Source organism: Streptomyces sp. NPDC002536 (assembly GCF_053594995.1).
Genome location: NZ_JBSFWU010000019.1, coordinates 1 through 25,958, shown reverse-complemented (window position 1 = coordinate 25,958; position 25,958 = coordinate 1). Strand labels below are relative to the sequence as shown.

Below are 25,958 nucleotides of genomic sequence, written 5' to 3'. Positions count from 1 at the left end.
GGTGCGGGTCCGCTGCGGTTGCTCGCGCAGTTCCCCGCGCCCCTTCGGGGCGCGTGCCCCAGATCACTCGCCGTCCGGCGTGATCGGGTTCGACCGCACCCCCTGACCTGCTGTAGAGTCATCCACGCAACGCCGCGAGAGCGGAAAGTGCAGCAAGGTCCTGTGGAGCAGTTTGGAGTGCTCGCCACCCTGTCAAGGTGGAGGCCGCGGGTTCAAATCCCGTCAGGACCGCATTGAGGTGAAGCCCGCTCCCCACATCGGGGGCGGGCTTCACTGCTGTCCGCCCGGACGCCCTGGACACAGCAAATCCCGTCAGGACCGGATCAGTTGAAGGCCCGGATCCATCGGATCCGGGCCTTTTCGTATGTGGGCTTGCACCTTGACCTTGACTGGGACACGTGCCAGGCGTACCCAGTCAGTGGGAGGTGCTGCCCCCATGCCGATGACCACCCGCCCCGACGCCGCGCGGCACGAGACGCGGGCGTTGCTGCGCGCCCACCTCGCTGCCGCGTCGGGCTACCGCCATCTGACCAGACACTGCCCGGTCTGTCACCGCCTCCTGCGGCTCGCTCAGGAGGCGGCCGACCCCGCACGGGAACAGGGCACCCCCTGACGGCCAACGGCAGCCGCTCCCGCGGCAGTCGGGCCTCAATACCGCAGCAGCACGGCGCATTCAAGAAACCTGCGCTGTGATGGGAGTCACGTAAAGAGTTCCCACGGATGGGGAACTCACGCCCTCCGGGCGGCCGGTCAATTTAATATGTGCAATTGCACTGCCCACCGAGGAGCCGTACGTACGACGGCAAGGTGACGGCATAAAAAGATCGCGCTGGGCCCGGCGGAGCCCAGCGCGATCGACGACTCGCCCAAGTCGGTGGGCAGGGAACCTGTTGGGGCAGGTGCCCTCGTCGTTTTGCTGCTTGGTGAAGCGTGGTGCCTGAGTGGGCGGCGTCCGGGTTGGGGGCCCCGGTCAACACCCGGTCATTTCAGTTGTTCAGGCCTCGCTGCGCTGCTGCGGAATGCCCGCCAGCAGGGCGCGGACCTCCGCTTCGCGGTAGCGCCGGTGTCCTCCGAGCGTGCGGATGGACGTGAGCTTGCCTGCCTTGGCCCAACGGGTGACCGTCTTGGGGTCCACGCGGAACATCGTGGCAACCTCAGCCGGGGTCAGCAGCGGCTCGGCATCAGGGGTGCGAGCGGTCATGAGCGGCCTCCTCGGGAGAACCGAACCATCACGTCGGTTCTTTCCTCTAAATTCTGCACCTTGACCCGCGTTGCCCGAAATGGCGGACGCGGGCCGAGTCGGTTATAGGACGAACGGCTTGTCCTCGGCACTACAACTACACCATCTGTCCAGCCACGTCGGCCAAACCGATGGAATTGCCCTCTCAGGTGTTCAACCTCGACGGAAGCCGACCGACCGTGCCATAGCGGACAGTCACGCCACCGTGACGATCAGTCACAGCGGGATCAGGGGTCACCAGACCCGCCAAGGAGTGCAATACCGATCTATCCGCCCTTAGTTGGACGGAAGGAGCCCTTCCCGGACTCCTTGTCCTATTTTGCCACGGCGATGGGCGATGGGCGCAAGACCTGACGAAAGTGCGTTAGGTCACGGTTGCCGCAATGGCCCGGATCGGGACCTAGGTCCTGGAGACACCCTGCCAGACCCGCCGCCCCGATCCCGTTCAGTTGGCGAACTGGCGGTCCCGTACGGCCCGCCAACGCTCCGTCAGCCGCTCGTACGCCTCTCCCGCCCGCACCCCGTCTCCGGCCCGCAGCGCCGCCAGGCCCTCCTCGGTGTCCGCGGCGGAGCGGTCCTCGGCGAGCCGTGCCTCCGGAACCATATGCACCAGCCCGCCGTAGTCCAGCTCGACCAGCGAGCGCGGATGGAATTCCTCCAGCCACCGCCCCACATCTACCAGGCCGTCGATGAGCGGTCCCTCCTCGATGGCGTCCCGGAGCGTGCGCAACCCCCGGGCGACCCGGCGCCTGGCCTGGACCATGGGGGTCCGGTAGCGGAACACGACCTCCTCGCCGCCCGGCTCGCCCTTGCCGTACTCCCGCTCCTCGCCGGAGAAGAGGACGAACCAGCGCAGCGGCACCTGCCACGTCGCGGTGCGGATCCACGGACGGGCGTCCGGGTTGCGCTCCTGCCAGCGCTCGTAGTCCGCCTGCGCCTGGCGGCGGACCACCGGGGGCAGCGCCGCGTCCAGCACCGGGGCCGGCAGCCGCGCCGCGAGCTCCTCCAGCGCCAGCCAGCCGCGCAGCCGGGTGCGCCAGGGGCAGACGCAGACGACGCCGTCCACGACCGCGACGAAGGCGTCCCCGCTCTCGTGCACCGGGACCGGGACGGGCGGGGTGGGCAGCAAATCGGCCAGCGAGCGCCGCAGTTCGTCCTGGGCGGAGGGCAGGCCCGGCCGGCGGGCGTAACGGGCCCAGTGCGAGCGCTCGGGCTCGGGGAAGGCGCCCAGCGGCTCGTAGACCCGCAGGTATGCCGCGTACGGGACGGTCACCGACGACGCCAGGCCCACGCTCGCTCCCTCAAGCCGCTGGAGAAGGGGGAGTTGACGGGCACCCTCCCCATACGGTCCAAATCGTCCCACGGCGCCGGACCACGGGAGGGTGATCCTCGGCACGGGACCCGTCCTGCGGCTTTCCAGGCCCTACCCTCGTGCCAACCGGCCCTCCGCCACCCCGAGGAGGGCGACCAACGCGACATATGGAGTCACCACCGTGACTGACGTACGTCCCTCCTCCGGCGCCGCCGACGGCGTCCTGCACAGCCTGTTCACGTCCGACCAGGGCGGCCATGAGCAGGTCGTGCTCTGCCAGGACCGTGAGACCGGCCTCAAGGCCGTCATCGCCCTCCACTCCACCGCCCTGGGCCCCGCCCTCGGTGGCACCCGCTTCTACCCGTACGCCTCCGAGGAGGAGGCGGTGCGGGACGCGCTGAACCTGTCGCGCGGCATGTCGTACAAGAACGCCATGGCAGGGCTGGAGCACGGCGGCGGAAAGGCCGTGATCATCGGCGATCCCGAACTGATCAAGACCGAACAGCTGCTGCTCGCCTACGGCCGCTTCGTGGCCTCCCTCGGCGGCCGTTACGTCACCGCCTGCGACGTCGGCACCTACGTCCAGGACATGGACGTCGTGGCCCGCACGAACCGCTGGACCACCGGCCGCTCCCCCGAGAACGGCGGCTGCGGCGACTCGTCCGTGCTGACCGCCTTCGGCGTCTTCCAGGGCATGCGGGCCGCCGCGCAGACCCAGTGGGGCGAGCCCACGCTGCGGGGCCGCCGGGTCGGCATCGCCGGCGTCGGCAAGGTCGGCCATCACTTGGTCGAGCACTTGATCACGGACGGCGCGGAGGTCGTGGTCACCGACGTCAGAGCGGACGCGGTCGCACGCATCACCGCCCGCCACCCGCAGATCACGGCTGTCGCGGACGCGGAGGCGCTGGTCCGCACGCCGCTCGACGTCTACGCCCCCTGCGCCCTGGGCGGCGCGCTCGACGACGCCACCGTGGCCGCCCTGACCGCCACCGTGGTCTGCGGCGCCGCCAACAACCAGCTCGCCCATCCGGGCGTCGAGAAGGACCTCGCCGACCGCGGGATCCTCTACGCGCCGGACTACGTGGTGAACGCCGGCGGCGTGATCCAGGTCGCCGACGAGCTGCACGGCTTCGATTTCGACCGCGCCAAGGCCAAGGCGACCACGATTTTCGACACAACCCTGGCGATATTCGACCGCGCCAAGGCCGACGGCATCCCGCCGGCCGCCGCGGCGGACCGGCTCGCCGAGCAGCGCATGGCCGAGGCCCGCGCCTCCGTTCCCCGCCAGGCCGCCGCCCGTTAGCCCGATCGGGTGCACGGTCCCCGCACAGGGGTCCCCACAGAAGGCCGTCGGGAGGTGTGAAAGGAGAGATCCCTCTCACCTCTCGGCGGGTCGGCGCCCAGGACACGTTAAAATCGCAGCTGACCAGCGGGGACAGGGCGCCTCGCCGGTTGTGCTGCGTGGCACGTCATGCGGGCGACGTACCGTATGGCCGCGGAAGCAGGTACCGTTGAAGCCCTACAGGCCGGACACCTAACCCAGGGGTCCGCTCTGACTCATGAACGTGAACGCGTGTCAAGACTCTGGGGCCGTCGAGCCCCGTCAATGAGGGGGTCGAGCCATGGGGCGCGGCCGGGCCAAGGCCAAGCAGACAAAGGTCGCCCGCCAGCTGAAGTACAACAGCGGCGGGACGGACCTCTCGCGTCTGGCCAATGAGCTGGGCGCAACGCAGCCGTCGACGAAGCAGCCGCCGCAGAGCGAGCCGCTCGAAGACGAGCTGGACGACGACCCGTACGCGCAGTACGCGGCGCGTTACAACGAGGACGAGGACGAGGACGAGGACGAGCACAGCGCTTCGTCCGACCAGTCTGCTTACCGTCGCCGCGCTTGACGCGCTGACATCTTCACCGACCCGGTCCGGGCTTTCGCCCGGACCGGGTTGTGTGCTGCCTGCACGTGCGGGTCCGCTGTGGCTGATCGCGCAGTTCCCCGCGCCCCTTCGGGGCGCGGTTCACTGTGATTCACCTCAGACCGCGTACTCACCCGTCAGGGTCACCGGCTCCGCGTGATCGGCACCGTCCACGATCTCGCCTGCCACCCACGCGTCCACGTCGCGGTCCGCGAAGGTGGCCAGGGCCACGTCCACCGACTCCTGCGGGACGACGGCGATCATGCCGACGCCCATGTTCAGGGTCTTCTCCAGCTCCAGCCGCTCGACCCCGCCGAGCCTGCCGACCAGGTCGAAGACCGCACCCGGGGTCCACGTCGACCGGTCGACGGTCGCGTGCAGGCCGTCCGGGATCACCCGGGCCAGGTTGTTGGCGAGTCCGCCGCCGGTGATGTGCGAGAAGGCGTGCACCTCGGCCGTCCGGGTGAGGGCCAGGCAGTCGAGCGAGTAGATCCGGGTCGGCTCCAGCAGCTCCTCGCCGAGGGTGCGGCCGAACTCCGGGACCTCCCGGTCCAGCTCCCAGCCGGCCCGGTCGAAGAGCACATGGCGGACCAGTGAGTACCCGTTCGAGTGAAGTCCGGAGGAGGCCATCGCGATGACGGCGTCACCCTCGCGGATGCGCTCGGCGCCCAGCAGCCGGTCCGCCTCGACCACGCCGGTGCCCGCGCCGGCCACGTCGAACTCGTCCGGTCCCAGCAAGCCCGGGTGCTCGGCGGTCTCGCCGCCGACCAGGGCGCAGCCCGCGAGGACGCAGCCCTCGGCGATGCCCTTGACGATCGAGGCGACCCGGTCCGGGTGGACCTTGCCGACGCAGATGTAGTCGGTCATGAACAGCGGCTCGGCGCCGCAGACGACCAGGTCGTCCACGACCATGCCGACCAGGTCGTGACCGATGGTGTCGTAGACGCCCATGCGCCGGGCGATGTCGACCTTGGTCCCCACGCCGTCGGTGGCGGAGGCGAGCAGCGGGCGCTCGTACCCCTTGAGGGCGGAGGCGTCGAAGAGGCCGGCGAAGCCGCCGAGGCCGCCGACGACCTCGGGGCGGGTGGCCTTCTTCACCCACTGCTTCATCAGTTCGACGGCGCGGTCGCCCGCCTCGATGTCGACGCCCGCGCTTGCGTAGCTGGCACCGGTGCCCGCGTGCGAAGCACGCCCAACAGACTCAGCAGACATGACGTTGAGATCTTTCGTGTCGTTCGTTACTGCGGGGCTACGGAGTGCTACGGGCGGCGCAGCGCGTCGGCCGCGTCGTGGCCGCCGGCCAGCTCGGTCTCCAGGAGGTGCTTGCCGAGCCGCTCGGGGTCGGGCAGCTCCATGGGGTACTCGCCGTCGAAGCAGGCGCGGCAGAGGTTCGGCTTGGCGATCGTCGTCGCCTCGACCATGCCGTCCAGGGAGATGTAGGCCAACGAGTCCGCACCCAGCGACTTGCCGATCTCCTCCACGGTCATGCCGTTGGCGATCAGCTCGGCGCGGGTGGCGAAGTCGATGCCGAAGAAGCACGGCCACTTGATCGGCGGGGACGAGATCCGGATGTGGACCTCGGCCGCACCGGCCTCGCGGAGCATCCGGACCAGCGCGCGCTGGGTGTTGCCGCGGACGATCGAGTCGTCGACGACCACCAGGCGCTTGCCCCGGATGACCTCCTTGAGCGGGTTGAGCTTGAGGCGGATGCCGAGCTGGCGGATGGTCTGCGAGGGCTGGATGAAGGTCCGGCCGACGTAGCTGTTCTTCACCAGGCCCGAGCCGTACGGGATGCCGCTCGCCTCGGCGTAGCCCACGGCGGCCGGGGTGCCGGACTCCGGGGTCGCTATCACCAGGTCGGCGTCGGCCGGGGCCTCGGCGGCGAGCCGGCGGCCCATCTCCACGCGGGAGAGGTACACGTTCCGGCCGGCGATGTCGGTGTCGGGACGGGCGAGGTAGACGTACTCGAAGACACAGCCCTTGGGGCGGGCCTCCGCGAAGCGGCTGCTGCGCACGCCGTTCTCGTCGATGGCGACGAGCTCGCCGGGCTCGACCTCGCGCACGAAGCTCGCGCCCACGATGTCCAGGGCGGCCGTCTCGGAGGCCACCACCCAGCCGCGCTCCAGGCGGCCGAGGACCAGCGGGCGGATGCCCTGCGGGTCACGCGCGGCGTACAGCGTGTGCTCGTCCATGAAGACGAGGGAGAAGGCGCCCTTGACGTCGGGCAGCACCTTGGCGGCCGCCTGCTCGACGGTCAGCGGCTTGCCGTCGTCGTCGGTCTGGCCCGCGAGCAGGGCCGTGACCAGGTCGGTGTCGTTGGTCGCGGCCACCTGGGTGGCGCGGCCGTTCTCCCGCGGGAGGGCGGCGACCATCTCGGCGAGCTCGGCCGTGTTGACCAGGTTGCCGTTGTGGCCGAGCGCAATGGAGCCGTTCGCCGTGGCCCGGAAAGTGGGCTGGGCGTTCTCCCACACCGAGGCTCCGGTGGTGGAGTAGCGGGCGTGACCGACCGCGATATGGCCCTGGAGGGAGCCGAGGGAGGTTTCGTCGAAGACCTGGGAAACCAGTCCCATGTCCTTGAAAACGAGGATCTGGGAGCCGTTGCTCACCGCGATGCCCGCGGACTCCTGTCCACGGTGCTGCAGCGCATACAGCCCGAAATAGGTGAGTTTTGCGACCGCTTCCCCCGGAGCCCAGACACCGAAGACGCCACATGCGTCCTGGGGGCCCTTTTCGCCGGGGAGCAGGTCGTGGTTGAGTCGTCCGTCACCACGAGGCACATCTCGAGTCTATGGCAGGGACGAGGTTCATCCGAACCGGGGACGGGCGGGAATTCTCACACCACGCTGAGCCACGCGGTGCGCACAGCGCATCACCGGCAGCGCCATGTCCTCAGCCCAGCAGGGGCAGTTGTGCGGAGATGTCGGCCCGTTCGCCACTCGCAGTGACGGATGCGGCGGCCACGGCTTCCGGCCAGGCGACACGCCCCGCGGCGAGGCGGATCCAGGTCAGGGGATCGGTCTCCACGACGTTGGGCGGGGTACCGCGGGTGTGCCGGGGGCCCTCGATGCACTGGATCACCGCAAAGGGCGGGACACGGACCTCCACGGAGCCGCCGGGGGCCCTGGCGGCCAGGGTGTCGGCGAACAGGCGGGCGGTGGCGGCCAGCGCCTGGCGGTCGAACGGGATCTCCGCGCCCAGGGCATCGGCCAGATCGTCGGTGTGGACGACGAGTTCGGCACAGCGCGTGACCAGGAAGTCGTCGAGCCGCATGGCACCGGAACGGACCGCGAGGAGGCGGTCCGCGGGCGCGACGGAGGTCAGTTCGGCGAACCGGGCGGCAATGCCGTCGAGGAGGTCGAGCGGCTTCGCTTCCGCAGCCGTTTTACGGGCCACTTCATCGGCGTGCGCAGCCAGGGCGGCCGTTGCCGCGGGCCACTCCACCGGGGTCATCTCCCGGGCCGGCGCGGCGGGGGCTTCGAGGGTGCGGTTGACGACGCCGACGGTGAGGGGGATGTGGGCGACCAGCTCGCGCACCGTCCACCCTTTGAGGCGGGTGGGCAACCGGAGTTCGGGCTCGGTGAGCCCGCTCACCACGGTCCGCACGTGTTGCAGCTGTGCGGTGATGGCTGCCGCCAGCTTGGCGGCGTCGTACTTGCGGGCACGCTGAGTTGGAGGCATGGGCCTCAGCGTAGGGGCCGCCTCCGACAATCCCCGGCTGCCGTGCCGGGACGGGGAGTTGCGCGTTCGACTGCGGGCGCGTCGTGGCTGATCGCGCAGTTCCCCGCGCCCCTTGCGGGGCGCGGGGGGCGACTACGCCAGCAGTGCCGGGATCGTCGCCTCGTGCGCCTCGCGCAGCTCCGCCAGCGGGATGGCGAACTCGCCCTGGACGTCCACGGAATCGCCGTCCACCACGCCGATCCGCACCGCCGGCAGGCCCCTCGCCCCGCACATGTCCGTGAAGCGGAGCTCCTCGCTGCGCGGGACCGAGACGACGGCGCGGCCCGCCGACTCGGAGAAGAGGAGGACGAACGGGTCCAGGTCGTCCGGGACGACCAGGCGGGCGCCCCGCCCGCCGCGCAGGCAGGACTCCGTCACGGCCTGGATCAGACCGCCGTCCGACAGGTCGTGCGCCGCGTCGATCATGCCGTCGCGCGAAGCCGAGATCAGGATCTCGGCGAGCAGCTTCTCGCGTGCCAGGTCCACCTTCGGCGGCAGGCCGCCCAGGTGGTCGTGGATCACCTGCGACCAGGCCGAACCGCCCAGTTCCTCGCGGGTGTCGCCCAGCAGATAGAGGAGCTGCCCCTCCTCGCGGAAGGCCATCGGCGTACGGCGGTTGACGTCGTCGATGACGCCGAGCACCGCGACCACCGGGGTGGGGTGGATGGCGGTGTCGCCGGTCTGGTTGTAGAGCGAGACGTTGCCGCCGGTCACCGGCGTGCCCAGCTCCAGGCAGCCGTCCGCCAGGCCGCGCGTGGCCTCGGCGAACTGCCACATCACCGCCGGGTCCTCGGGCGAGCCGAAGTTGAGGCAGTTGGAGATGGCCAGCGGCCGGGCGCCGGTCGCGGCGACGTTGCGGTACGACTCCGCGAGCGCGAGCTGCGCACCCGCGTACGGGTCGAGCTTGGCGTAGCGGCCGTTGCCGTCCGTGGCGACGGCGACACCGAGGTTCGTCTCCTCGTCGATGCGGACCATGCCGGAGTCCTCCGGCTGCGCCAGCACCGTGTTGCCCTGCACGAAGCGGTCGTACTGGTCGGTGACCCAGGACTTGGAGGCCTGGTTCGGGGAGGAGATCACCTGGACGACCTGCCGGCGCAGGTCCTCCGCGGTCGCCGGCCGCGGCAGCTTCGCCGCGTCGTCCGCCTGGAGTGCGTCCTGCCAGCCGGGGCGGGCGTACGGGCGCTCGTACACCGGGCCCTCGTGGGCGACGGTGCGCGGCGGGACGTCGACGATCTGCTCGCCGTGCCAGAAGATCTCCAGCCGCTCGCCGTCGGTGACTTCACCGATGACGGTGGCGATGACGTCCCACTTCTCGCAGATCTCCAGGAAGCGGTCGACCTTGCCGGGCTCGACGATCGCGCACATGCGTTCCTGCGACTCGCTCATGAGGATCTCCTCGGGCGAGAGGGTCGCATCGCGCAGCGGCACGTGGTCCAGTTCGACGCGCATGCCGCCCGAACCGGCGCTGGCCAGCTCGCTGGTGGCGCAGGACAGGCCGGCGCCGCCGAGGTCCTGGATGCCCTCGACCAGGTGCTCGCGGAAGAGCTCCAGGGTGCACTCGATGAGGAGCTTCTCCTGGAAGGGGTCGCCGACCTGGACGGCGGGGCGATTGGCGGAGACCCCGTCGGGACTATCTGCGTCGAAGGTCTCCGAGGCGAGGACGGACACGCCGCCGATGCCGTCGCCGCCCGTGCGGGCGCCGTAGAGGATGACCTTGTTGCCGGTTCCGGAGGCCTTCGCGAGGTGGATGTCCTCGTGCTTCATCACGCCCACGCACAGGGCATTGACCAGGGGGTTGCCCTGGTAGCAGGAGTCGAAGACGACCTCGCCGCCGATGTTGGGCAGGCCCAGGCAGTTGCCGTAGCCACCGATGCCCGCAACGACGCCGGGCAGCACCCGCTTGGTGTCGGGGTGGTCGGCGGCGCCGAAGCGCAGCGGGTCCATCACGGCGACCGGGCGGGCGCCCATGGCGAGGATGTCGCGGACGATGCCGCCCACGCCGGTGGCCGCGCCCTGGTAGGGCTCGATGTAGGAGGGGTGGTTGTGCGACTCGACCTTGAAGGTGACCGCGTAGCCCTGGCCGACGTCGACGACGCCCGCGTTCTCGCCGATGCCGACGAGGAGGGCGTCGTTCTCGGGGGCCTTCTCGCCGAACTGGCGCAGGTGCACCTTGCTCGACTTGTACGAGCAGTGCTCGGACCACATCACGGAGTACATCGCGAGCTCGGCGCCGGTCGGGCGGCGGCCGAGGATCGCGCGGATGCGCTCGTACTCGTCCTGCTTCAGGCCGAGTTCGGCCCAGGGCTGGGCGGTGTCGGGGCTCTCGGCGGCGTGCTTGACGGTGTCCAGGGTCATGACGCGTTGACCAGCTTCTTGAGGAGCGAGGTGAAGAAACCGAGGCCGTCCGTGCGGCCGGTGCCGATCAGCGGCTCGACGGCGTGCTCGGGGTGCGGCATCAGGCCGACGACGTTGCCGGCCGCGTTGGTGATGCCGGCGATGTCGCGGAGCGAACCGTTCGGGTTGCCGTCGAGGTACCGGAAGGCCACCCGGCCCTCGGCCTCCAGCTCGTCGAGGGTGCGCTCGTCGGCGACGTAGCGGCCGTCGATGTTCTTCAGCGGGACGGAGATCTCCTGACCCGCCGCGTAGTCGGCGGTCCAGGCCGTGTCCGCGTTCTCCACCCGCAGCTTCTGGTCACGGCAGATGAAGTGCAGGTGGTTGTTGCGCAGCATCGCGCCCGGCAGCAGGTGCGTCTCGGTGAGCACCTGGAAGCCGTTGCAGATGCCGAGGACGGGCATGCCCGCCTTCGCCTGGTCGATGACGGACCCCATCACGGGCGAGAAGCGCGAGATGGCGCCCGCTCGCAGGTAGTCGCCGTAGGAGAAACCGCCCGGCAGGACCACGGCGTCGACCTGCTTGAGGTCCTTGTCGCGGTGCCACAGCGGCACGGGCTCAAGGCCGGCGATCCGGACGGCGCGCTGGGTGTCGCGGTCGTCGAGAGTGCCGGGGAAGGTGATGACTCCTACGCGTGCCGTCACGAGTCGACCCGCACGGTGAAGTCCTCGATCACGGTGTTCGCGAGAAACGTTTCCGCCATCTCGCGGATACGGGCGAGGGCGGCGTCGTCGACCGGACCCTCCACCTCGAGTTCAAAGCGCTTGCCCTGACGGACGTCGGCGATCCCCTCGAAGCCCAGGCGTGGCAGTGCGCGCTGCACCGCCTGCCCCTGCGGGTCGAGGATCTCCGGCTTGAGCATGACGTCGACTACGACGCGTGCCACTGGCACTCCCGGTGTGTGGTGCGTGAGCTGAAGCGGTGAGGCCCACAGTACCGCCCCGAAAAATCTACGCGCATAGATATGCTGGAACCGCCCGGCGTGTTTTCGCGTCACCACCGATGACGCCCGGGAAAAAATTCCGGAAAAATGCCGGGCGAACACCCGGTTCCCATTGCACCGGGCGGCCCGGACGGAATTAACTGGGCTTCACCCTGCAATGCCCTTTGCTGTACAAATGAATATGTATTGGCCGAGAACACGTCGGCAATCCATAGAAACCCCTGCATCGCCGCAGGTCACCGCGGCGATACCGGCCGAAAGGACCGATTTCCGTGGCGCAGCGCGTAGTGGTCACCCTCTCCGACGACATCGATGGCGGGGAAGCCGCGGAGACCGTCGCCTTCGGGCTCGACGGCAAGTCGTACGAGATCGACCTGAACACAGCCAATGCGAAGAAACTGCGAAAGCTGCTCGCGCCTTACGTGGCGGTCGGCCGCAAGAAGTCGCGGTCGGGGCGTGTCTACCACCGCACGGCCGTCTCCCCGGACCCGGCGGCGGTGCGCGCCTGGGCCCGCTCGCACGGCATGGACGTGCCGCCCCGCGGACGCATCCCCAAGAAGGTCTACGAGGCGTTCAACGCGGGGGCCTGACGGCCCCCCGCCGCCGCGTCCCCGCCCCGCTCCTGCCCGGCCGGCCCCGGCCGGGCACCGATTTGCCAAGCACCCCCAGTGATCAGCTAGAGTCTGGATCAACGCCGAGGGGCAAGTCCGGGAAACCGGGCGGCACTTCGGAGGTCACGCGGGTGTAGCTCAGTAGTAGAGCGCCCCCTTTCCAAGGGGGAGGCGCAGTGTGCGATTCCTGTCACCCGCTCTGACCGTTCACCGGCCGCATCCGCGGCCGCGCTGGACGGACGCGCGGGTGTAGCTCAGTAGTAGAGCGCCCTCTTTCCAAGAGGGAGGCGCAGTGTGCGATTCCTGTCACCCGCTCTGACCGTTCACCGGCCGCATCCGCGGCCGCGTCGGACGGACATGCGGGTGTAGCTCAGTAGTAGAGCGCCCCCTTTCCAAGGGGGAGGCGCAGTGTGCGATTCCTGTCACCCGCTCTCATCGCTTACCGACCACTCCCCGGAGTCCGGTACAGTGGTGTTCGCGCCGCCCAGTGAGAGCTGGTCGGAAGCATGCGGACGTAGCTCAGTTGGTAGAGCACCACCTTGCCAAGGTGGATGTCGCGAGTTCGAGTCTCGTCGTCCGCTCAGAGAACGAAGGCCCCGGTCATTGCGACCGGGGCCTTCGTCGTGTTCCCGGGAGCCGGCGGATGACATTCGTCATCCCAAGTCGTGACAGCTCGCACTGCCTCCCGCCCGGATCCGCCGGAAGGCTTGGGGACATGAACCACGGGGACAGTGTGATCACGGCCTCAGGGCTGCGGCGGCGCTACGGGCCGGCCGGGGACAAGGGGTACGAGGCGGTACGGGACGTCTCCTTCGACGTCCGGCGCGGGGAGCTCTTCGCGCTGCTGGGGACGAACGGTGCGGGCAAGACCTCCACCGTCGAGCTGCTGGAGGGCCTCGCCCGGCCGACGGGCGGCTCGGCGCGGGTGCTCGGCCACGATCCGTACGCCGAACGCAGGGTCGTGCGGCCGCGGATCGGGATGATGCTGCAGGACGGCGGCTTCCCGGCCGAGCTGACGGCCGCCGAGACGGTGACGATGTGGGCGGGCTGCACGAGCGGCGCCCGGCCCGTCGACGAGGCGCTCGGCCTCGTCCGGCTCGGCGGGCGGCGCGACGTGCGCGTCAAGCAGCTCTCGGGCGGCGAGCGGCGGCGGCTGGACCTCGCGCTGGCCCTGCTCGGGCGGCCCGAGGTGCTCTTCCTCGACGAGCCCACCACCGGGCTGGACCCGGAGGCCCGGCACACCACCTGGGAACTGGTCCGGCAGCTGCGCGCGGAGGGCACCACGATCCTGCTCACCACGCACTACCTGGAGGAGGCCGAGGCCCTCGCCGACCAGCTGGCGATCATGCACCGGGGGCACATCGTGGCCTCCGGGACGCCGGGCGAGGTGATCGGCGCGTACCCGGCGCGGATCCGCTTCGCGATGCCGGACGGCTGGTTCGTCGGCGATCTGCCGCCGCTGGCCGAGCTGGGGGTGCTCCGGCACGAGGAGACGGACGGACGGGTGGAGCTGCAGACCCGGGAGCTGCAGCGGACGCTGACCGGGCTGCTGGTGTGGGCCCGGGACAAGGACGTCGAGCTGGAAGGGCTCGACGCACGGACCGCCTCGCTGGAAGAGGCGTTCCTGGCGATAGCAGGTACGGCGGCGGAGTCCGGGAGGGACGCGTGATGGCGGTGGGCACGACGGGTACGGGGGTCTCGACGAGCACGACGACCGTCGCGGGACGGGCGCTGGCGCTCGGCCGGGCGGAGATGAAGCTGCTGGGACGCAACCGGGTGGCGCTGTACACGGCGCTGGTGATGCCGGTCCTCATGATCTACATGCTGCGGTCGGCGACGAAGAACGCGGACCTGAGCGGGACGGGGCTGTCCCTGACCGAGGTGACGATGACGGGCGCCTTCGGCTACGTCCTGCTCTTCGTCGTCCACACCAGCCTCATCACCGTCTACACCGCGCGCCGCCAGGAGCTCGTGCTCAAGCGGCTGCGGACGGGCGAGGCGGGGGATGCGGAGATCCTCGCGGGGACGGCGCTGCCCTCGGCGGCCATCGCCCTTGCACAGTGCGTGCTGTTGGTGGTGGCGGGTTCGGTGTGGCTGCACATGCGGGCACCGGCACGGCCCGAACTGCTGGTCGCGGGCATGCTGTTGGGGATCGTGCTGCTCGCGGCGCTGGCCGCCGTGTTCACCCGGTTCACCAAGAACTCGGAGAGCGCCCAGCTCACGGCGCTGCCGTTCGTCATGGTCTCGATGATCTTCTCCGGGATGTTCTGGCCGCTGGAGGCCATGCCCCACGGACTGGCGACGTTCTGCGAGGTGCTGCCCATGACGCCGGTCCTCCAACTGGTGCGCACCGGCTGGCTCGGCGGTGCGAGCACGGGCGAGGCGCTGGGGCACCTCGGGGCCGCGTTGGCCTGGACCGTGGTGGCCGTGTTTGCTGTACGCCGGTGGTTCCGCTGGGAACCGCGGCACTGAGCGAAGCAGCAGGGGGGACGGCTCGTGGTCGGGTGGGTGCGGAGGTTTCGCAGCCGGAGCAAGGTCGAGCAGATCGATCTCTACACGCGCACCGCGCTGTACGTGATCCCGTGGTTCTCCCTCCTCGTCGAGGCGGCCACCGTGGTGGCCATGGCCGACGGGCGCGGGTCCGCGGTGCTGGCCTGGTCACTGATCGCGGTGGCCGTCGCCCAGTGCGTCGTCGGCAAGCAGCTCCTGGGGCGCGCGCTCGACCGTTACCTCGGCAAGGAGGTTGCGCTGCGGGGACGGATGGCCTGCTCGCTGGTGCTCATGGCGGCGGCGCTCGGCATTCTCGTCTTCCTGCCGACCACGAGGACGCCGGACGGCACCCCGCAGATCGGGCTCACGATGATGATGTCCACCGCGCTGCCGCCGCTGGGGGCGTTCTGCCTGATCGCGCGCAAGCGCGTGTACGCCGCCGGCACGCTGGCGGGCTCGGCCGCCGTGGCCGTGATGTTCGCCGCGGGCGGCGCTCCGGTGCCGGCCGCGGTGGGCGACTCGGTGGTCGCCCTGTTCATCAGCGCATGGATCATCCTCGTGGCGCGGGTGTCCGGGTGGATGCTCGCCATCGTCTGGGAGGTCGACGCCGCCCGTGAGATCCAGGCCCGGCTCGCCGTGGCCGAGGAACGGCTGCGGTTCTCGCGGGACATGCACGACGTGATGGGCCGCAACCTCGCGGTGATCGCGCTCAAGAGCGAGCTCGCGGTGCAGCTCGGGCGGCGCGGTTCGCCTGCCGCGCTGGACCAGATGGCCGAGGTGCAGCGCATTGCGCAGGAGTCCCAGCGCGAGGTCCGCGAGGTCGTGCGCGGCTACCGGGAGGCCGATCTGCACACGGAACTGGAGGGCGCGCGCGGGGTGCTGAGCGCCGCCGGGATCGCGTGCCGCATCGACGGCCCGGACAGCGACCGGCTGCCGCCCGCCGTGCAGTCGGCCCTGGGGTGGGTGGTGCGCGAGGCGACCACCAACGTGCTGCGGCACGCGGAGGCGACGCGCTGTGCGGTGCGGCTGCGCGTGACGGACGCGGGGGCACGGGCGGTGCTGGTCATAGAGAACGACGGCGTCCGGGACGGGGGCCCGGCGCCGGCCGGAAAGGGAGGCTCGGGGATCGCGGGGCTCCGGGAGCGGCTGGCGGTGCTGGGGGGCACGCTGGTGGCCGGGCCCGGGGACCGGGGTACGTTCCGGCTGACGGCGGAGATCGGGGAGGGGACGGCCGCATGACCGAGGAGCGTCGGGAACCACTGCGCGTACTGCTCGCCGACGACGAGCACCTGATCCGCGGCGCCCTCGCCGCCCTGCTGGGGCTCGAGGACGATCTGCAGGTCGTCGCCGAGGCCGCCTCGGGTCCGGAGGCGCTCGCCATGGCGCGGGTGCACCGGCCCGATGTGGCGGTGCTGGATCTTCAGATGCCGGGTGCCGACGGTGTGACGGTGGCCACATCCCTGCGCGCCGAACTGCCCTCGTGCCGCTCGATGATCGTGACGAGTCACGGCCGCCCCGGACACCTCAAGCGGGCCCTGGAGGCGGGGGTGCGCGCGTTCGTCCCGAAGACCGTCTCGGCCCAGCGGCTCGCCGAGATCATCCGCACCGTGCACGCCGGAAACCGCTACGTGGACCCCGAGTTGGCGGCCGACGCGATCAGCGCGGGCGACTCGCCGCTGACCGCGCGCGAGGCCGAACTGCTGGAACTGGCCGAGGACGGGGCCCCCGTCGCGGAGATCGCGGAGCGGGCCTCGCTGACGCCGGGAACGGTCCGCAACTACCTCTCCTCGGCCGTCGCGAAGCTGGGTGCGGAGAACCGTCACGCGGCAGCGCGCACCGCACGCGCTCAGGGTTGGCTATAGTGGTTCTCGCACCGCACGGAAGAGCGGAGCGAAATGCGGACGTAGCTCAGTTGGTAGAGCACCACCTTGCCAAGGTGGATGTCGCGAGTTCGAGTCTCGTCGTCCGCTCGTAGAACGAAGGCCCCGGTCATGGCGACCGGGGCCTTCGTCGTTCCCCCGTGTTCCCCCGTACCGCCTCAGGCTTCTGGGAAGTGCAGGCGGAAGCGCGCTCCCCCGCCCTCGGCCCGTTCCGCCGTGAGCTCCGCCCCGTGGGCCCGGGCGATCTGCCGGGCCATGGCCAGACCCAGGCCGGAGCCGGGCAGGGCGCGGGCCTGGCGGGAGCGGTAGAAGCGGTCGAAGACGTACGGCAGGTCCTCCGCGGAGATGCCGGGGCCGTGGTCGCGAACGGTGAGGTCGGCGGCGCCGTCCGTACGGGCCAGGCGCACTTCCACCATCGCGCCGGCCGGGCTGAATTTGGCGGCGTTGTCGAGCAGGTTGGACAGCAGCCGGGCCAGCCGGGCCGGGACGCCGAGGACCGTGACCCCGGTCACGTCGACGGTGAAGACCGTGTGCGGCCAGTGGCCGCGGGCCTGGGCCACGCAGCGCTCGACGAGGCCGTCGAGGCGCACCTGCTCCACCAGCGGCTGCGGCTCCTCGTCGCGGGCCAGCTCGATCAGGTCGTTGACCATGCCCGTCACCTCGCGCATCTGACGGCCCAGGGCCTCGGCGGCACGGTCGCGCTGGGCGGCGGAGAGGCGGTCGGCGCGGGCCAGGAGTTCGGCGTTGGTACGCAGCGCGGTGAGCGGGGTGCGCAGCTCGTGGGAGGCGTCGGCGACGAGGCGGCGCTGGGCGGCGACCGCCTCCTCCAACTCGCCGAGCATGGTGTTGAAGCTGGTCGCGAGACGGGTGATCTCGTCCTGGCGGCGCGCCTCGTACGGGAGCAGCTCGATGCGGTGGGCGGGGTCGCGGGTGGCGGCGATGCGCTCGGCGGTGGCCGTGAGGCGGGTGACGGGGCGCAAGGAGGTCCGGGACGTGGCATAGCCGAGGCCCGCCGCGAGCAGGACACCTGCGCCACCGACCGCGCCGAGCAGCAGGCCCGCCTGCCGGACGCCCTGGTCGACGGTGTCGGAACGGACGGCCACCTGGAGGGCGAGGTGCCCCGGGAACTGCTGCGTGTACATGCGCAGGGCGCGGCCGTTGAGGCTGATGTTGCTGTAGTACGGGCCCAGGGTGCCGGCCGCGACGCGGCGGGTGGCGCCGGTCACGGGCAGCACCAGGCCGCTCTGGCCGGGGGCCGTGGGGTCGGCGGGCACGAGCTGGGCGCAGGCGGGTGCGGCCAGCCAGGAGCACTCGCCGTAGAGCGCGCCGTGGGCGTTGCTGCCGCGGTTCTGCTGGGTGATCAGGGAGGCCTGCTGCTTGAGCTGGAGGTCCAGCTGGCGGCCGAGCTCGTAGCGGATGACGACGTACGCGGCGGCCAGCACGCCGAGCGCGACGAGGGCGACGGCCGCGGAGGTGACCAGGGCCAGGCGGCCGCGGAGGCGGAGGCGTCTCACCGGTCGCCCGGCTCGCTGAGGCGGTAGCCGATGCCGTGCACGGTGTGGATCAGGCGGGGCGCGCCGCCCGTCTCCAGCTTGCGGCGCAGGTAACCGATGTAGACCGCGAGGGAGTTGGACTCCGGACCGAAGTCCGTTCCCCAGACCCGCTCCTGGATCACCTCGCGGGGCAGCACCTGTCCCGGGTGCCGCAGGAACACCTCCAGCAGGGCGAACTCGGTGCGGGTGAAGTCCAGTTCGGCGCTGCCGCGCACGCCGGTGCGGGTGACCGGGTCGACGCGGAGGTCCGCGAAGGCGAGGCCGGCGCCCTCGGCCTCGGGCGGCGCCTCCGGTGCCGCGCGGCGGAGGAGGGCCCGGAGGCGGGCCAGGAGCTCGTCCAGGGCGAAGGGTTTGACGAGGTAGTCGTCGGCCCCCGCGTCCAGGCCCGCGACCCGGTCGGAGACGGCGTCGCGGGCGGTGAGGACGAGCACGGGGGTGCGGTCGCCGAGCGAGCGGAGGCGGCGGCAGACGGCGAGGCCGTCGAGGACGGGCATGGCGAGGTCGAGGACGATGGCCGCCGGGGCCCTTTCGGCGATCGCCGAAAGGGCCTCGAGGCCGTCTGCTGCCGAGCGGACGTCGTAGCCCTCGACGGTGAGGCCGTCGACGACCGCTGCGCGGACGTCCGGGTCGTCGTCGACGACCAGGACGACTGGCGTCGTGGGCATACGGGCCTCCGTGATCGTGCGGGCACCGCCCACTCTGGCACGCCGTGTCTGAGAGCACTCTTATCCGGTGCGGGTGCACTGTGGTTGCTCGCGCAGTTCCCCGCGCCCCTGACGGGGCGCGGCACCGCAGGGCGCAGCCGGGTCCAAAGGTGACCGCACCTTTGAAACCGCCGCAACCCGCTTACCCCGCCAACCGGGCCGTCAGGCCCACCTGGTGCCCGTGAGGCGTTCGTACGCCTCCGCGTACTTGGCATGCGTGCGTTCCACGACCTCCGCCGGGAGCTCGGGCGGAGGGAGTTCGCCGTGGCGGTCCCAGCCGGATTCCGGGGACGTCAGCCAGTCGCGGACGAACTGCTTGTCGTAGGAGGGCTGCGCCCTCCCCGGCTGCCATTCCTCCGCCGGCCAGAAGCGGGAGGAGTCGGGGGTCAGGACCTCGTCCGCGAGGACCAGGTCCCGTCCCCCGAAGCCGAATTCGAACTTGGTGTCCGCGACGATGATGCCGCGGTCCCGGGCGATGTCCCGGGCGCGCCCGTAGACCGCGAGCGTCAGCTGCCGCAGCTGCGCCGCCGTCTCGGCTCCCACCCGGCGGGCGACCTCCTCGTACGGGACGTTCTCGTCGTGCTCGCCGACCTCCGCCTTGGTTGCGGGCGTGAAGATGGGGGACGGGAGTTCGGAGCCGTCCTCCAGGCCCTCGGGGAGGGCCAGCCCGCAGACCGTGCGGGTCTGGCGGTACTCGGCGAGGCCGGAGCCGGTCAGGTAGCCGCGGGCCACGCACTCGACCGGGAGCATGTCCAGGGAGCGGCAGACGAGCGTGCGGCCGGCCCAGTCCGCGGGGGCGCCGGCCGGGACGTCGGTGGAGATCACGTGGTTCGGGACGAGGTCCGTGAGGCGGTCGAACCACCACAGGGACAGCTGCGTGAGGATGCGGCCCTTGCCCGGGATCCCGGTGGGCAGCACCCAGTCGTACGCGGACATCCGGTCGCTGGCGACCATCACCAGATTGCCGTGCTCGTCGCGGTAGAGGTCACGGACCTTGCCCGTGTGCAGGTGCTGGAGCCCCGGCACCTCGACCGGTTCGGGCTTCTCGACGAATCCGGACACGCAATCCTCCTGGTGGTTTGTCCAAGCCCCTCGATTCTGCCGCATGGGCCCGGGCGGCGGCGGGGCGGGGATCAGCAGCGTTTGCAGATGCGGTCCAGGAGGTTGGCCGTGGCCCGCTGGACGCGGGCGTCCATGTGGCCGGGCCGGTCCAGGGCGGGGGACCAGGCGAAGGTGCCCGCGGCGAAGACCAGGGCGCCGCTCGGGGCCCGGTACAGCGAGGTCTCCTGGTGCCGTACGGCCCCCTCGCCGTCCTTGTAGGGCGAGTGCGCCAGGAGGATCCGGCGGGTGTGCTCGGGCAGGGCCGTCCGGGGGTAGTAGCGGTCGGCCTCGCCCGCGACGAGGCCGGGCAGCTCGTCGCCCTCGCCCGCGCCCGTGGCCTCCCACAGCCAGTGGTCGGCGTTGCGGACGACCAGGGGGGCGGGCTCCGGGACCCGGCCCGCGTACTGGATGCCGAGGAACTGCTGCTCAGGAGGAGAAACGTCCCTCCAGAGGGCCGAGCGCCCGGGCCCGCGGCGCTTGCGGCAGCTGAGCAGGTGGTCGGGGCCGGCCGGCGAGGGGGCGAGCTCGACCTGCCAGTACATGGTGTTGGCGGAGAGGAAGACCAGCGACGTGCCGGCGTCCCGCGCGGACTCCACGGCCTGCCGCATGGGCACCGACCAGTACTCGTCGTGGCCGGGGAAGACCATGCCCCGGTAGCGGGAGGGGTCGATGCGGCCCGCGTGCAGATCGCGGGTGTCGGCGTAGGCGAGGCCGTAGCCGTAGCGCTCGGCCCAGCGGATGAAGTCGTAGGCGTGGCCCACGTGCAGCGGCAGGCCGGCGCCCGCGAAGGGGCGGTCGAAGGAGACCGTGGTGGCCGCGCCCTCCTCGCCGAGCAGCCGGCCGTCCGCATCCCACGCGTGGTAGAGGCTGGCGCCCGTGCGGCCGTCCTCCGGGTAGAGGTTGTAGGCCTGCCAGGTGATGTCGGGCAGGACGAGCAGCAAGTCGGCGGGGGTGGCGTCGCGGATGAGGAAGGGGATGTGGCTGCGGTAGCCGTCGGCGGTGGTCAGGACGGCCACATGGGCGCCGGTGCTCCAGTAGCCGGGGATCTGCAGCCGCCAGGAGAGCCACCAGTGGTGGCAGGAGACCGTGCGCTCCGCCGTGAGCGGCGGCGGCTGGACGATGCCGGAGAGCCGGGGGCTGCTGCTGATCTTCGCTGCGCCGTCGCCCCCGTAGTGGCCGATGCGGTAGATGTCCACGCCGAACTGCTGCGGGGGGTCGACGGTGATGCGGAAGTCCACGGCCTCGCCGGGGGCGACGGTGCTCGCGGTGGCGAAGCCCTTGATCTGGCGGTGGACGTCGTCGGCCGTGCGGGGGCCGGGGCGGCGGGGCACGGGCACGCCCGGGCCGGCCCGGTCCGGGACCGGGTCCACGTACCAGGGGATGATCTGGCCGGTGTCGGCGAAGTAGTACTCGTCGCCGCGCAGCCAGGGCAGCGGGCCCTGGCCGAAGGGATCCGAGACGGCGTGCGCGAGCGCGCCGGACTCCCAGCGGCGGATCTGGTCCGTACCCATCTGCGCTCCCTCCCCTGTGCCCCCGTGGCGCCGGTTCCGTCCCGCCTCAGCCGTCCCAGCAGAGCACATGGACGGTCCGGCTCGTCACCGGTCGTCGCGAAATTCCCCGAAAGTGATGGTCCGAGCCCATACGCAGCGTCACATCGTCACATCAGCCAGGCCTGTTCGCCAGGGGTCAGACCAGCCGTACCGGCTTCTCCGACCGCACGCCGACCTCGCCGAGCCAGGCACGCAGCGGCTCGCCGTCCCCCTCCTCGACCAGACTCAGCACCGTACGGGCCAGGTCCGCGCGGCGGGCGCCGCCGACCAGCAGGGCCGGGCCGTCCAGCCAGTCCAGGCCGGGGACGGCGCCGGCGGTGTCCACGGCGGCGCAGCACACCATGGCCGTCACATGGTCGGTGAGCAGCTCGCGGCCGCTGCGCGGCGGCTGGAGCGGGAACAGCGGGGCCAGGCCGTCGCACCGGGGGTCGCCCGCGGGGGCGGCCGCGCCGGGGTACTCCGGGCGCTCCTCCAGGGCGGCCTCGCGGGCGACTTCGGCGCTCAGCCGCACCCCCAGCTCCTCGCCGAGCCCGCTGCCCGCCGGGCCGCTGAGGCGCTCCAGGACGCGGGCCACGGTGGGCGCCGCGGGGGTGGCGTCGGGGCCGGGGCCGGCCAGGGCGCCTGCGGCGCCGTAGGGGGCCAGGTCGTCGAGAACGTCGAGAACACGGTGCAGCCGGGCGGCCTCCAGCCGCCACTTGCGGTCCACGACCTCCTCCGGGTACTGGCTCCAGGCGACCGGGGACCAGCCGGGGCCGGGCTCCTGCGGACCGCCGTGGAAGAGCCGGGCGGCCAGCAGCGAGGCGGCCTCGTCGATGACGCCGGGCTCCTCCAGCAGATCGCATGCGGGCCGCTCGCCCAGCCGGGAGGCGAAGCCCTCCGCGAGCCGGTCGCGGCGGGAGAGCTCGGTGAGCGCGGAGACCACGCCCGCGTCCAGCCGGGAGGGCCAGCGGCCCATCCGCCAGGCGGGCAGGGCGACCCGGTTCAGCAGCCGGTCCCAGCCGGCGTAGGCGAGGCCGACCTGCTCCTGGGCGACGATGCGCAGCCCGTAGTCCACGGTCTGGGCGCGCTCGGAGGCGGCTGCGGCCACGCCGCGCTCCATCTCGGCGGCGTGGCCGCGGCAGGAGCGCAGCAGCAGCCGGGCGGCCCAGCCCACGAAGGCGAGGGCGGGCCGCCCGGCCGCGACCGCCACGGCGGCGTCCAGCCCGCGGACGAAACGGCGCGCGGCCGCTATGTCGGGGTGGGCGGAGGGGCCCGTGCCCGCCACCACGGGTGCGAGCAGGGCGCGCAGTTCGGCGACCCGCATCCACCACAGGAACGGGGAGCCGATCACCAGCACGGGGGCCGCGCAGGCCCGCCCGCGGGCCGGCAGGACGCCGCGCGCGGAGGCGTGCGCGGGATGCGTGCGGTCCTCCAGCCAGCTGTCGCAGTCGGGGGTGAGGGCTATCGCGGAGGGCGCCGGGACGTCCATCCGGTCGGCGAGGTCGCGGACCAGGCGGTAGAGGTCGGGGGCGGTCTCCTCGGGGATCGGGACGGTGGGGCTGAGGGCCGGTCTCGCCCGGGCGACCACGGCGGCCACGGCGGCCGCCAGCAGCAGCACGACGACGGCGAGGACGCCCACCGCCCCGCGGAGCGTCTCCCAGCCGGAGCCGTCCGGGATGTGGCCGGTGAGCCGGCCCGTGAGCAGCACGACCGCAGCCGCCGCGGGCAGCAGGGCGACGGCCAGCGCGGCGCTGCGCACGCGCAGCACGGCGAGGGCTCGGGTGCGCGCGGCGTGCGCGCCGGTTTCGGGAACTGCCACGGGACCTGATCACCCCCAGTTGCCGGTAGTGCTCCGCCGAGGTGTGCGGCGCGGGCGGGGCCCGTGCCGCAGTCCTTTGCCTGTCTCCCCCACTGTGGCACCGGCCTCCGACATCGCAATGCCGGTGGGCCAGTTGGGCCGCCCCGTCAGTCGGACGGCAGGCGGCCTCCGCCGACCCTAGATTGCGGGCACGGCATCCGTCAGCCGGTTGGGGGATCGGTCACCCGATCGAATGGCTTTGGCTAAAGCTTGTACGGCGCCAAGCACTCCGTGCGCAGTGGAGTGCGTCAGCTGCGGGCTCGCTGTGGCCGGTCGCGCAGTTCCCCGCGCCCCTTCGGGGCACGGCGCCGTCAGCTCCTGGCGGCCTGTTCCGCGATGTCCGTGCGGTGGTGCGAACCCTCCAGCCGGATCCGGGACACGGCCGCGTACGCCCGGTCCCGGGCGGTGGCCAGGTCGGCACCGGTCGCGGTCACGGACAGCACCCGGCCGCCCGCGCTGACCACGCGGCCCTCGGCGTCCCGGGCGGTGCCCGCATGGAGCACGTACGCCTCGTCCGTTTCTGCGGCCTCCGGCAGCCCCTCGATGACGTCGCCCGTGCGCGGGGTGCCCGGGTAGTTGTGCGAGGCGATCACGACGGTGACGGCCGCGCCGTCGCTCCAGCGCAGCGGGGGCACCTCGGCCAGGCCGCCCGTCGCGGCGGCCAGCAGCAGTCCGGCCGGCGGGGTCTTCAGACGGGCCAGCACGACCTGGGTCTCCGGGTCGCCGAAGCGCGCGTTGAACTCGATCACCCGCACCCCGCGCGAGGTGAGCGCCAGGCCCGCGTAGAGCAGCCCGGAGAAGGGCGTGCCCCGGCGGCGCAGTTCGTCCACGGTGGGCTGCAGCACGCTCTCCAGCACCTCGTCGACGAGCTTCGGCGACGCCCACGGCAGCGGCGAATAGGCGCCCATGCCACCGGTGTTGGGGCCCTCGTCCCCGTCGAGCGCGCGCTTGAAGTCCTGCGCGGGCTGCAGCGGGACGACCGTCTCGCCGTCCGTGAGCGCGAAGAGCGAGACCTCGGGCCCGTCCAGGAACTCCTCGATCACCACACGGTCGCAGCCCAGCGCATGCTCGCGCGCCGCCTCCAGGTCGGCCGTGACCACGACGCCCTTGCCCGCCGCGAGGCCGTCGTCCTTGACGACGTACGGGGCGCCGAAGGCGTCCAGGGCCTCGTCGACCTCCGCCGGGGTGGTGCACACGTAGCTGCGGGCCGTGGGGACGTTCGCGGCGGCCATCACGTCCTTGGCGAAGGCCTTCGAGCCCTCCAGCCGCGCCGCCTCGGCCGACGGGCCGAAGACGGGGAAGCCGCGCTCCCGGAGCGCGTCGGCCACGCCCGCCACCAGGGGGGCCTCCGGGCCGACCACCACGAGGTCCGCACCCAGTGCCGCGGCGAGCTCCGCCACGGCGGCGCCGTCGAGGGCGTCCACCGGGTGCAGCTCGGCGACGTCGGCGATCCCGGCGTTGCCGGGGGCGCAGTGCAGCGCGCTGACGTCGGGATCGAGGGAGAGAGCGCGGCACAGGGCATGTTCGCGGGCGCCGCCGCCGATGACGAGGACCTTCACAGGGGTCACCCTACGGCCTGCCCTGTCGATCACTACGACGCGGGCCCCGGGCCCGGCTCGTAGGAACCTCCGTGGGCCCTCCATGGAATCTCCGCCCCCTCTCCGGCCCACTCTTTCGAGTGAGGGTGCGAGCGCCCTATACCCGATTCCCCTGCACTTACGGACGGAAAAGGCCGGATCTTGCCTCCAACGCCAACCGTTCGGCGGTAGGAAGGAAACTGCGCACTGCTATGACGCCATGACGGCAAGACGACAAATCAAGGGAGAGCAGGGGTGAGCCAGCCTGAGATGCAGCCCGAGGGGCCTCCGCGGGAGCAGGGAGGCCAGGGAGGGCAGCACCGGGGCGACCTGCGCGGCCGGACCTTCCCCCAGGGGGACTGGGGCGAGCCCGCCGTGCGGCTCGACGAGCTCTACCGGTGGGTGGAGAGCGGCGCACTGTATCTGGCCGACTGGTACCTCGCCGACCGCGCCTGGAAGCGCCGCTGGGCCCGCGCGCTGCGGCTCGCGGCGGCCGTGTGCGCCGTGATCGGGGCCGCGCTGCCGGTGCTGGAGCTGACGAAGGCGCTGCGCGGGGGAACGGCCTGGGCGTTCCTCTTCCTGCTGGGCGCGGTGGCATGCGTGGCCTGCGACCGCTACTTCGGGCTGACGACGGGCTGGATGCGGGCCGTCGCGACGGCCCAGGCGGTGCAACGGCGCCTGGAGGCCCTGCAGTTCGACTGGGCATCGGAGTGCGTGCGCGAGGTCCTCGGTCCGACGGAGGGTACGGCCAGCGAGGCCGCCGAGCGGTGCCTGACCGTGCTGCGGCGCTTCTCGGAGGACGTGTCCGAGCTCGTACGGGCCGAGACGGCGGACTGGATGGTGGAGTTCCGGGCCGGGCCGGCGCCGCTGCTGACGCAGTCGCTGGTGGCGTGGTCGCCTCGCGGCGATGCCGGGGGGGCAATCGGGCGGTTCCCATTGCCCCCGGGGACGCGGCCGAACATGCCGCGGCAGCGGCCGCCGGAGTCGCCGCGGTAGGGGCTCATCTGCGGGTACGTCGTGGCTGGTCGCGCCCACGCGGCGGAGCCGCAAATCGAAACAGCCCCGCGCCCCGTACGGGGCGCACGCCCCCACAGCTGAAAACCATCAAAGACCCCAGACCCACGCTCCACCAAGCAGAAAAG

The 25,958-nt window shown here is 71.9% G+C and carries 23 protein-coding genes and 6 tRNA genes; 15 read left to right on the top strand and 14 right to left on the bottom strand.

Annotated elements, in window-relative coordinates; translation table 11 throughout:
* Positions 1 to 156 precede the first annotated feature (156 nt).
* Positions 157 to 231: transfer RNA gene (locus tag ACWD4B_RS09855), tRNA-Asp, on the top strand.
* A gap of 205 nt (positions 232 to 436) precedes the next feature.
* On the top strand, positions 437 to 613 hold the full coding sequence (locus ACWD4B_RS09850; RefSeq protein WP_451420284.1) for a DUF6274 family protein: 177 nt from the start codon (positions 437 to 439) through the stop codon (positions 611 to 613).
* A gap of 381 nt (positions 614 to 994) precedes the next feature.
* On the opposite strand, the gene bldC is transcribed toward ACWD4B_RS09850, so the two are convergent.
* Complete coding sequence (bldC, locus tag ACWD4B_RS09845) at positions 995 to 1,201, bottom strand: developmental transcriptional regulator BldC (protein WP_003949541.1); 207 nt, start codon at positions 1,199 to 1,201, stop codon at positions 995 to 997.
* 484 nt (positions 1,202 to 1,685) lie between these two features.
* Positions 1,686 to 2,531 (bottom strand): hypothetical protein, encoded by an 846-nt coding sequence (locus tag ACWD4B_RS09840; RefSeq protein WP_451420283.1) that lies wholly within the window; start codon positions 2,529 to 2,531, stop codon positions 1,686 to 1,688.
* Between the two features lie 202 nt (positions 2,532 to 2,733).
* Here ACWD4B_RS09840 and ACWD4B_RS09835 point away from each other — a divergent pair, with 202 nt between their 5' ends.
* Both ACWD4B_RS09835 and ACWD4B_RS09830 read left to right on the top strand, forming a co-directional pair.
* The gene (locus ACWD4B_RS09835; RefSeq protein ID WP_451420282.1) at positions 2,734 to 3,855 is read left to right on the top strand and encodes a Leu/Phe/Val dehydrogenase; all 1,122 of its coding nucleotides are present in this window, start codon (positions 2,734 to 2,736) and stop codon (positions 3,853 to 3,855) included.
* 319 nt (positions 3,856 to 4,174) lie between these two features.
* Positions 4,175 to 4,444 (top strand): DUF3073 domain-containing protein, encoded by a 270-nt coding sequence (locus tag ACWD4B_RS09830; RefSeq protein WP_451420281.1) that lies wholly within the window; start codon positions 4,175 to 4,177, stop codon positions 4,442 to 4,444.
* A gap of 135 nt (positions 4,445 to 4,579) precedes the next feature.
* Here the strand turns inward: ACWD4B_RS09830 and purM are convergent, their stop codons facing one another.
* The 6 genes from purM to purS form a co-directional block, all read right to left on the bottom strand.
* Positions 4,580 to 5,674 (bottom strand): phosphoribosylformylglycinamidine cyclo-ligase, encoded by a 1,095-nt coding sequence (purM, locus tag ACWD4B_RS09825; protein ID WP_451420280.1) that lies wholly within the window; start codon positions 5,672 to 5,674, stop codon positions 4,580 to 4,582.
* Between the two features lie 47 nt (positions 5,675 to 5,721).
* On the bottom strand, positions 5,722 to 7,239 hold the full coding sequence (purF, locus tag ACWD4B_RS09820; protein WP_336410136.1) for an amidophosphoribosyltransferase: 1,518 nt from the start codon (positions 7,237 to 7,239) through the stop codon (positions 5,722 to 5,724).
* Positions 7,240 to 7,351: 112 nt separating this feature from the next.
* Positions 7,352 to 8,140 (bottom strand): sterol carrier family protein, encoded by a 789-nt coding sequence (locus ACWD4B_RS09815; protein ID WP_451420279.1) that lies wholly within the window; start codon positions 8,138 to 8,140, stop codon positions 7,352 to 7,354.
* 132 nt (positions 8,141 to 8,272) lie between these two features.
* The gene (gene purL, locus ACWD4B_RS09810; protein ID WP_451420278.1) at positions 8,273 to 10,534 is read right to left on the bottom strand and encodes a phosphoribosylformylglycinamidine synthase subunit PurL; all 2,262 of its coding nucleotides are present in this window, start codon (positions 10,532 to 10,534) and stop codon (positions 8,273 to 8,275) included.
* A complete protein-coding gene (purQ, locus tag ACWD4B_RS09805) occupies positions 10,531 to 11,214 on the bottom strand; it encodes a phosphoribosylformylglycinamidine synthase subunit PurQ (protein ID WP_336410139.1) in 684 nt (227 codons plus the stop codon). Before purQ ends, purL begins: the two co-directional genes overlap by 4 nt.
* Entirely contained in the window at positions 11,211 to 11,456 is a 246-nt protein-coding gene (gene purS / locus ACWD4B_RS09800; RefSeq protein WP_052858499.1) for a phosphoribosylformylglycinamidine synthase subunit PurS, read from the bottom strand. Before purS ends, purQ begins: the two co-directional genes overlap by 4 nt.
* 329 nt (positions 11,457 to 11,785) lie before the next feature.
* On the opposite strand from purS, the gene ACWD4B_RS09795 reads away from it, so the two are divergent.
* The 10 genes from ACWD4B_RS09795 to ACWD4B_RS09750 all read left to right on the top strand — a co-directional run bounded on the left by ACWD4B_RS09795 (position 11,786) and on the right by ACWD4B_RS09750 (position 16,584).
* Complete coding sequence (locus tag ACWD4B_RS09795) at positions 11,786 to 12,103, top strand: histone-like nucleoid-structuring protein Lsr2 (protein WP_336410140.1); 318 nt, start codon at positions 11,786 to 11,788, stop codon at positions 12,101 to 12,103.
* Between the two features lie 148 nt (positions 12,104 to 12,251).
* Positions 12,252 to 12,323 (top strand) — tRNA-Gly (locus ACWD4B_RS09790).
* A 44-nt stretch (positions 12,324 to 12,367) separates the two neighbouring features.
* Positions 12,368 to 12,439: transfer RNA gene (locus tag ACWD4B_RS09785), tRNA-Gly, on the top strand.
* A gap of 44 nt (positions 12,440 to 12,483) precedes the next feature.
* A tRNA-Gly gene (locus ACWD4B_RS09780) sits at positions 12,484 to 12,555 on the top strand.
* A gap of 77 nt (positions 12,556 to 12,632) precedes the next feature.
* Positions 12,633 to 12,705: transfer RNA gene (locus ACWD4B_RS09775), tRNA-Gly, on the top strand.
* A 134-nt stretch (positions 12,706 to 12,839) separates the two neighbouring features.
* A complete protein-coding gene (locus tag ACWD4B_RS09770) occupies positions 12,840 to 13,793 on the top strand; it encodes an ABC transporter ATP-binding protein (protein ID WP_451420277.1) in 954 nt (317 codons plus the stop codon).
* Positions 13,793 to 14,596 carry an ABC transporter permease gene (locus tag ACWD4B_RS09765; protein ID WP_451420276.1) on the top strand — a complete coding sequence of 268 codons (804 nt, stop codon included), beginning with the start codon at positions 13,793 to 13,795 and terminating at the stop codon, positions 14,594 to 14,596. Before ACWD4B_RS09770 ends, ACWD4B_RS09765 begins: the two co-directional genes overlap by 1 nt.
* Before the next feature lie 24 nt (positions 14,597 to 14,620).
* A complete protein-coding gene (locus ACWD4B_RS09760) occupies positions 14,621 to 15,853 on the top strand; it encodes a sensor histidine kinase (protein ID WP_451420275.1) in 1,233 nt (410 codons plus the stop codon).
* A complete protein-coding gene (locus tag ACWD4B_RS09755; protein ID WP_451420274.1) occupies positions 15,850 to 16,476 on the top strand; it encodes a response regulator in 627 nt (208 codons plus the stop codon). Before ACWD4B_RS09760 ends, ACWD4B_RS09755 begins: the two co-directional genes overlap by 4 nt.
* Positions 16,477 to 16,511: 35 nt before the next feature.
* A tRNA-Gly gene (locus ACWD4B_RS09750) sits at positions 16,512 to 16,584 on the top strand.
* A 68-nt stretch (positions 16,585 to 16,652) separates the two neighbouring features.
* Here the strand turns inward: ACWD4B_RS09750 and ACWD4B_RS09745 are convergent.
* The 6 genes from ACWD4B_RS09745 to purD form a co-directional block, all read right to left on the bottom strand.
* On the bottom strand, positions 16,653 to 18,008 hold the full coding sequence (locus ACWD4B_RS09745) for a sensor histidine kinase (protein ID WP_451420273.1): 1,356 nt from the start codon (positions 18,006 to 18,008) through the stop codon (positions 16,653 to 16,655).
* Positions 18,005 to 18,712 (bottom strand): response regulator transcription factor, encoded by a 708-nt coding sequence (locus ACWD4B_RS09740; RefSeq protein ID WP_451420272.1) that lies wholly within the window; start codon positions 18,710 to 18,712, stop codon positions 18,005 to 18,007. The genes ACWD4B_RS09745 and ACWD4B_RS09740 overlap by 4 nt, the downstream gene beginning before the upstream one ends.
* A gap of 201 nt (positions 18,713 to 18,913) precedes the next feature.
* The gene (locus tag ACWD4B_RS09735) at positions 18,914 to 19,813 is read right to left on the bottom strand and encodes a phosphoribosylaminoimidazolesuccinocarboxamide synthase (protein WP_451420271.1); all 900 of its coding nucleotides are present in this window, start codon (positions 19,811 to 19,813) and stop codon (positions 18,914 to 18,916) included.
* A 71-nt stretch (positions 19,814 to 19,884) separates the two neighbouring features.
* A complete protein-coding gene (locus tag ACWD4B_RS09730; RefSeq protein ID WP_451420270.1) occupies positions 19,885 to 21,363 on the bottom strand; it encodes a N,N-dimethylformamidase beta subunit family domain-containing protein in 1,479 nt (492 codons plus the stop codon).
* 175 nt (positions 21,364 to 21,538) lie between these two features.
* A complete protein-coding gene (locus ACWD4B_RS09725) occupies positions 21,539 to 23,200 on the bottom strand; it encodes a hypothetical protein (protein ID WP_451420269.1) in 1,662 nt (553 codons plus the stop codon).
* A 350-nt stretch (positions 23,201 to 23,550) separates the two neighbouring features.
* A complete protein-coding gene (gene purD / locus ACWD4B_RS09720; protein WP_451420268.1) occupies positions 23,551 to 24,798 on the bottom strand; it encodes a phosphoribosylamine--glycine ligase in 1,248 nt (415 codons plus the stop codon).
* A 273-nt stretch (positions 24,799 to 25,071) separates the two neighbouring features.
* Between purD and ACWD4B_RS09715 the strand changes: the two genes are divergently transcribed.
* Positions 25,072 to 25,812, top strand: a complete 741-nt coding sequence (locus tag ACWD4B_RS09715) for an SLATT domain-containing protein (protein WP_336410151.1) — start codon at positions 25,072 to 25,074, stop codon at positions 25,810 to 25,812.
* Positions 25,813 to 25,958: the final 146 nt, after the last annotated feature.

Excerpts from the sequence above, each read along its gene's own strand:
- ACWD4B_RS09850 (WP_451420284.1), top strand. The coding sequence starts at position 437 with ATGCCGATGACCACCCGCCCCGACGCCGCGCGGCACGAGACGCGGGCG.
- ACWD4B_RS09755 (WP_451420274.1), top strand. The coding sequence starts at position 15,850 with ATGACCGAGGAGCGTCGGGAACCACTGCGCGTACTGCTCGCCGACGAC.
- purL (WP_451420278.1), bottom strand. The coding sequence starts at position 10,534 with ATGACCCTGGACACCGTCAAGCACGCCGCCGAGAGCCCCGACACCGCC.
- ACWD4B_RS09730 (WP_451420270.1), bottom strand. The coding sequence starts at position 21,363 with ATGGGTACGGACCAGATCCGCCGCTGGGAGTCCGGCGCGCTCGCGCAC.
- ACWD4B_RS09740 (WP_451420272.1), bottom strand. The coding sequence starts at position 18,712 with ATGCCCACGACGCCAGTCGTCCTGGTCGTCGACGACGACCCGGACGTC.
- ACWD4B_RS09765 (WP_451420276.1), top strand. The coding sequence starts at position 13,793 with ATGGCGGTGGGCACGACGGGTACGGGGGTCTCGACGAGCACGACGACC.
- purM (WP_451420280.1), bottom strand. The coding sequence starts at position 5,674 with ATGTCTGCTGAGTCTGTTGGGCGTGCTTCGCACGCGGGCACCGGTGCC.
- ACWD4B_RS09830 (WP_451420281.1), top strand. The coding sequence starts at position 4,175 with ATGGGGCGCGGCCGGGCCAAGGCCAAGCAGACAAAGGTCGCCCGCCAG.
- bldC (WP_003949541.1), bottom strand. The coding sequence starts at position 1,201 with ATGACCGCTCGCACCCCTGATGCCGAGCCGCTGCTGACCCCGGCTGAG.
- ACWD4B_RS09815 (WP_451420279.1), bottom strand. The coding sequence starts at position 8,140 with ATGCCTCCAACTCAGCGTGCCCGCAAGTACGACGCCGCCAAGCTGGCG.
- ACWD4B_RS09770 (WP_451420277.1), top strand. The coding sequence starts at position 12,840 with ATGAACCACGGGGACAGTGTGATCACGGCCTCAGGGCTGCGGCGGCGC.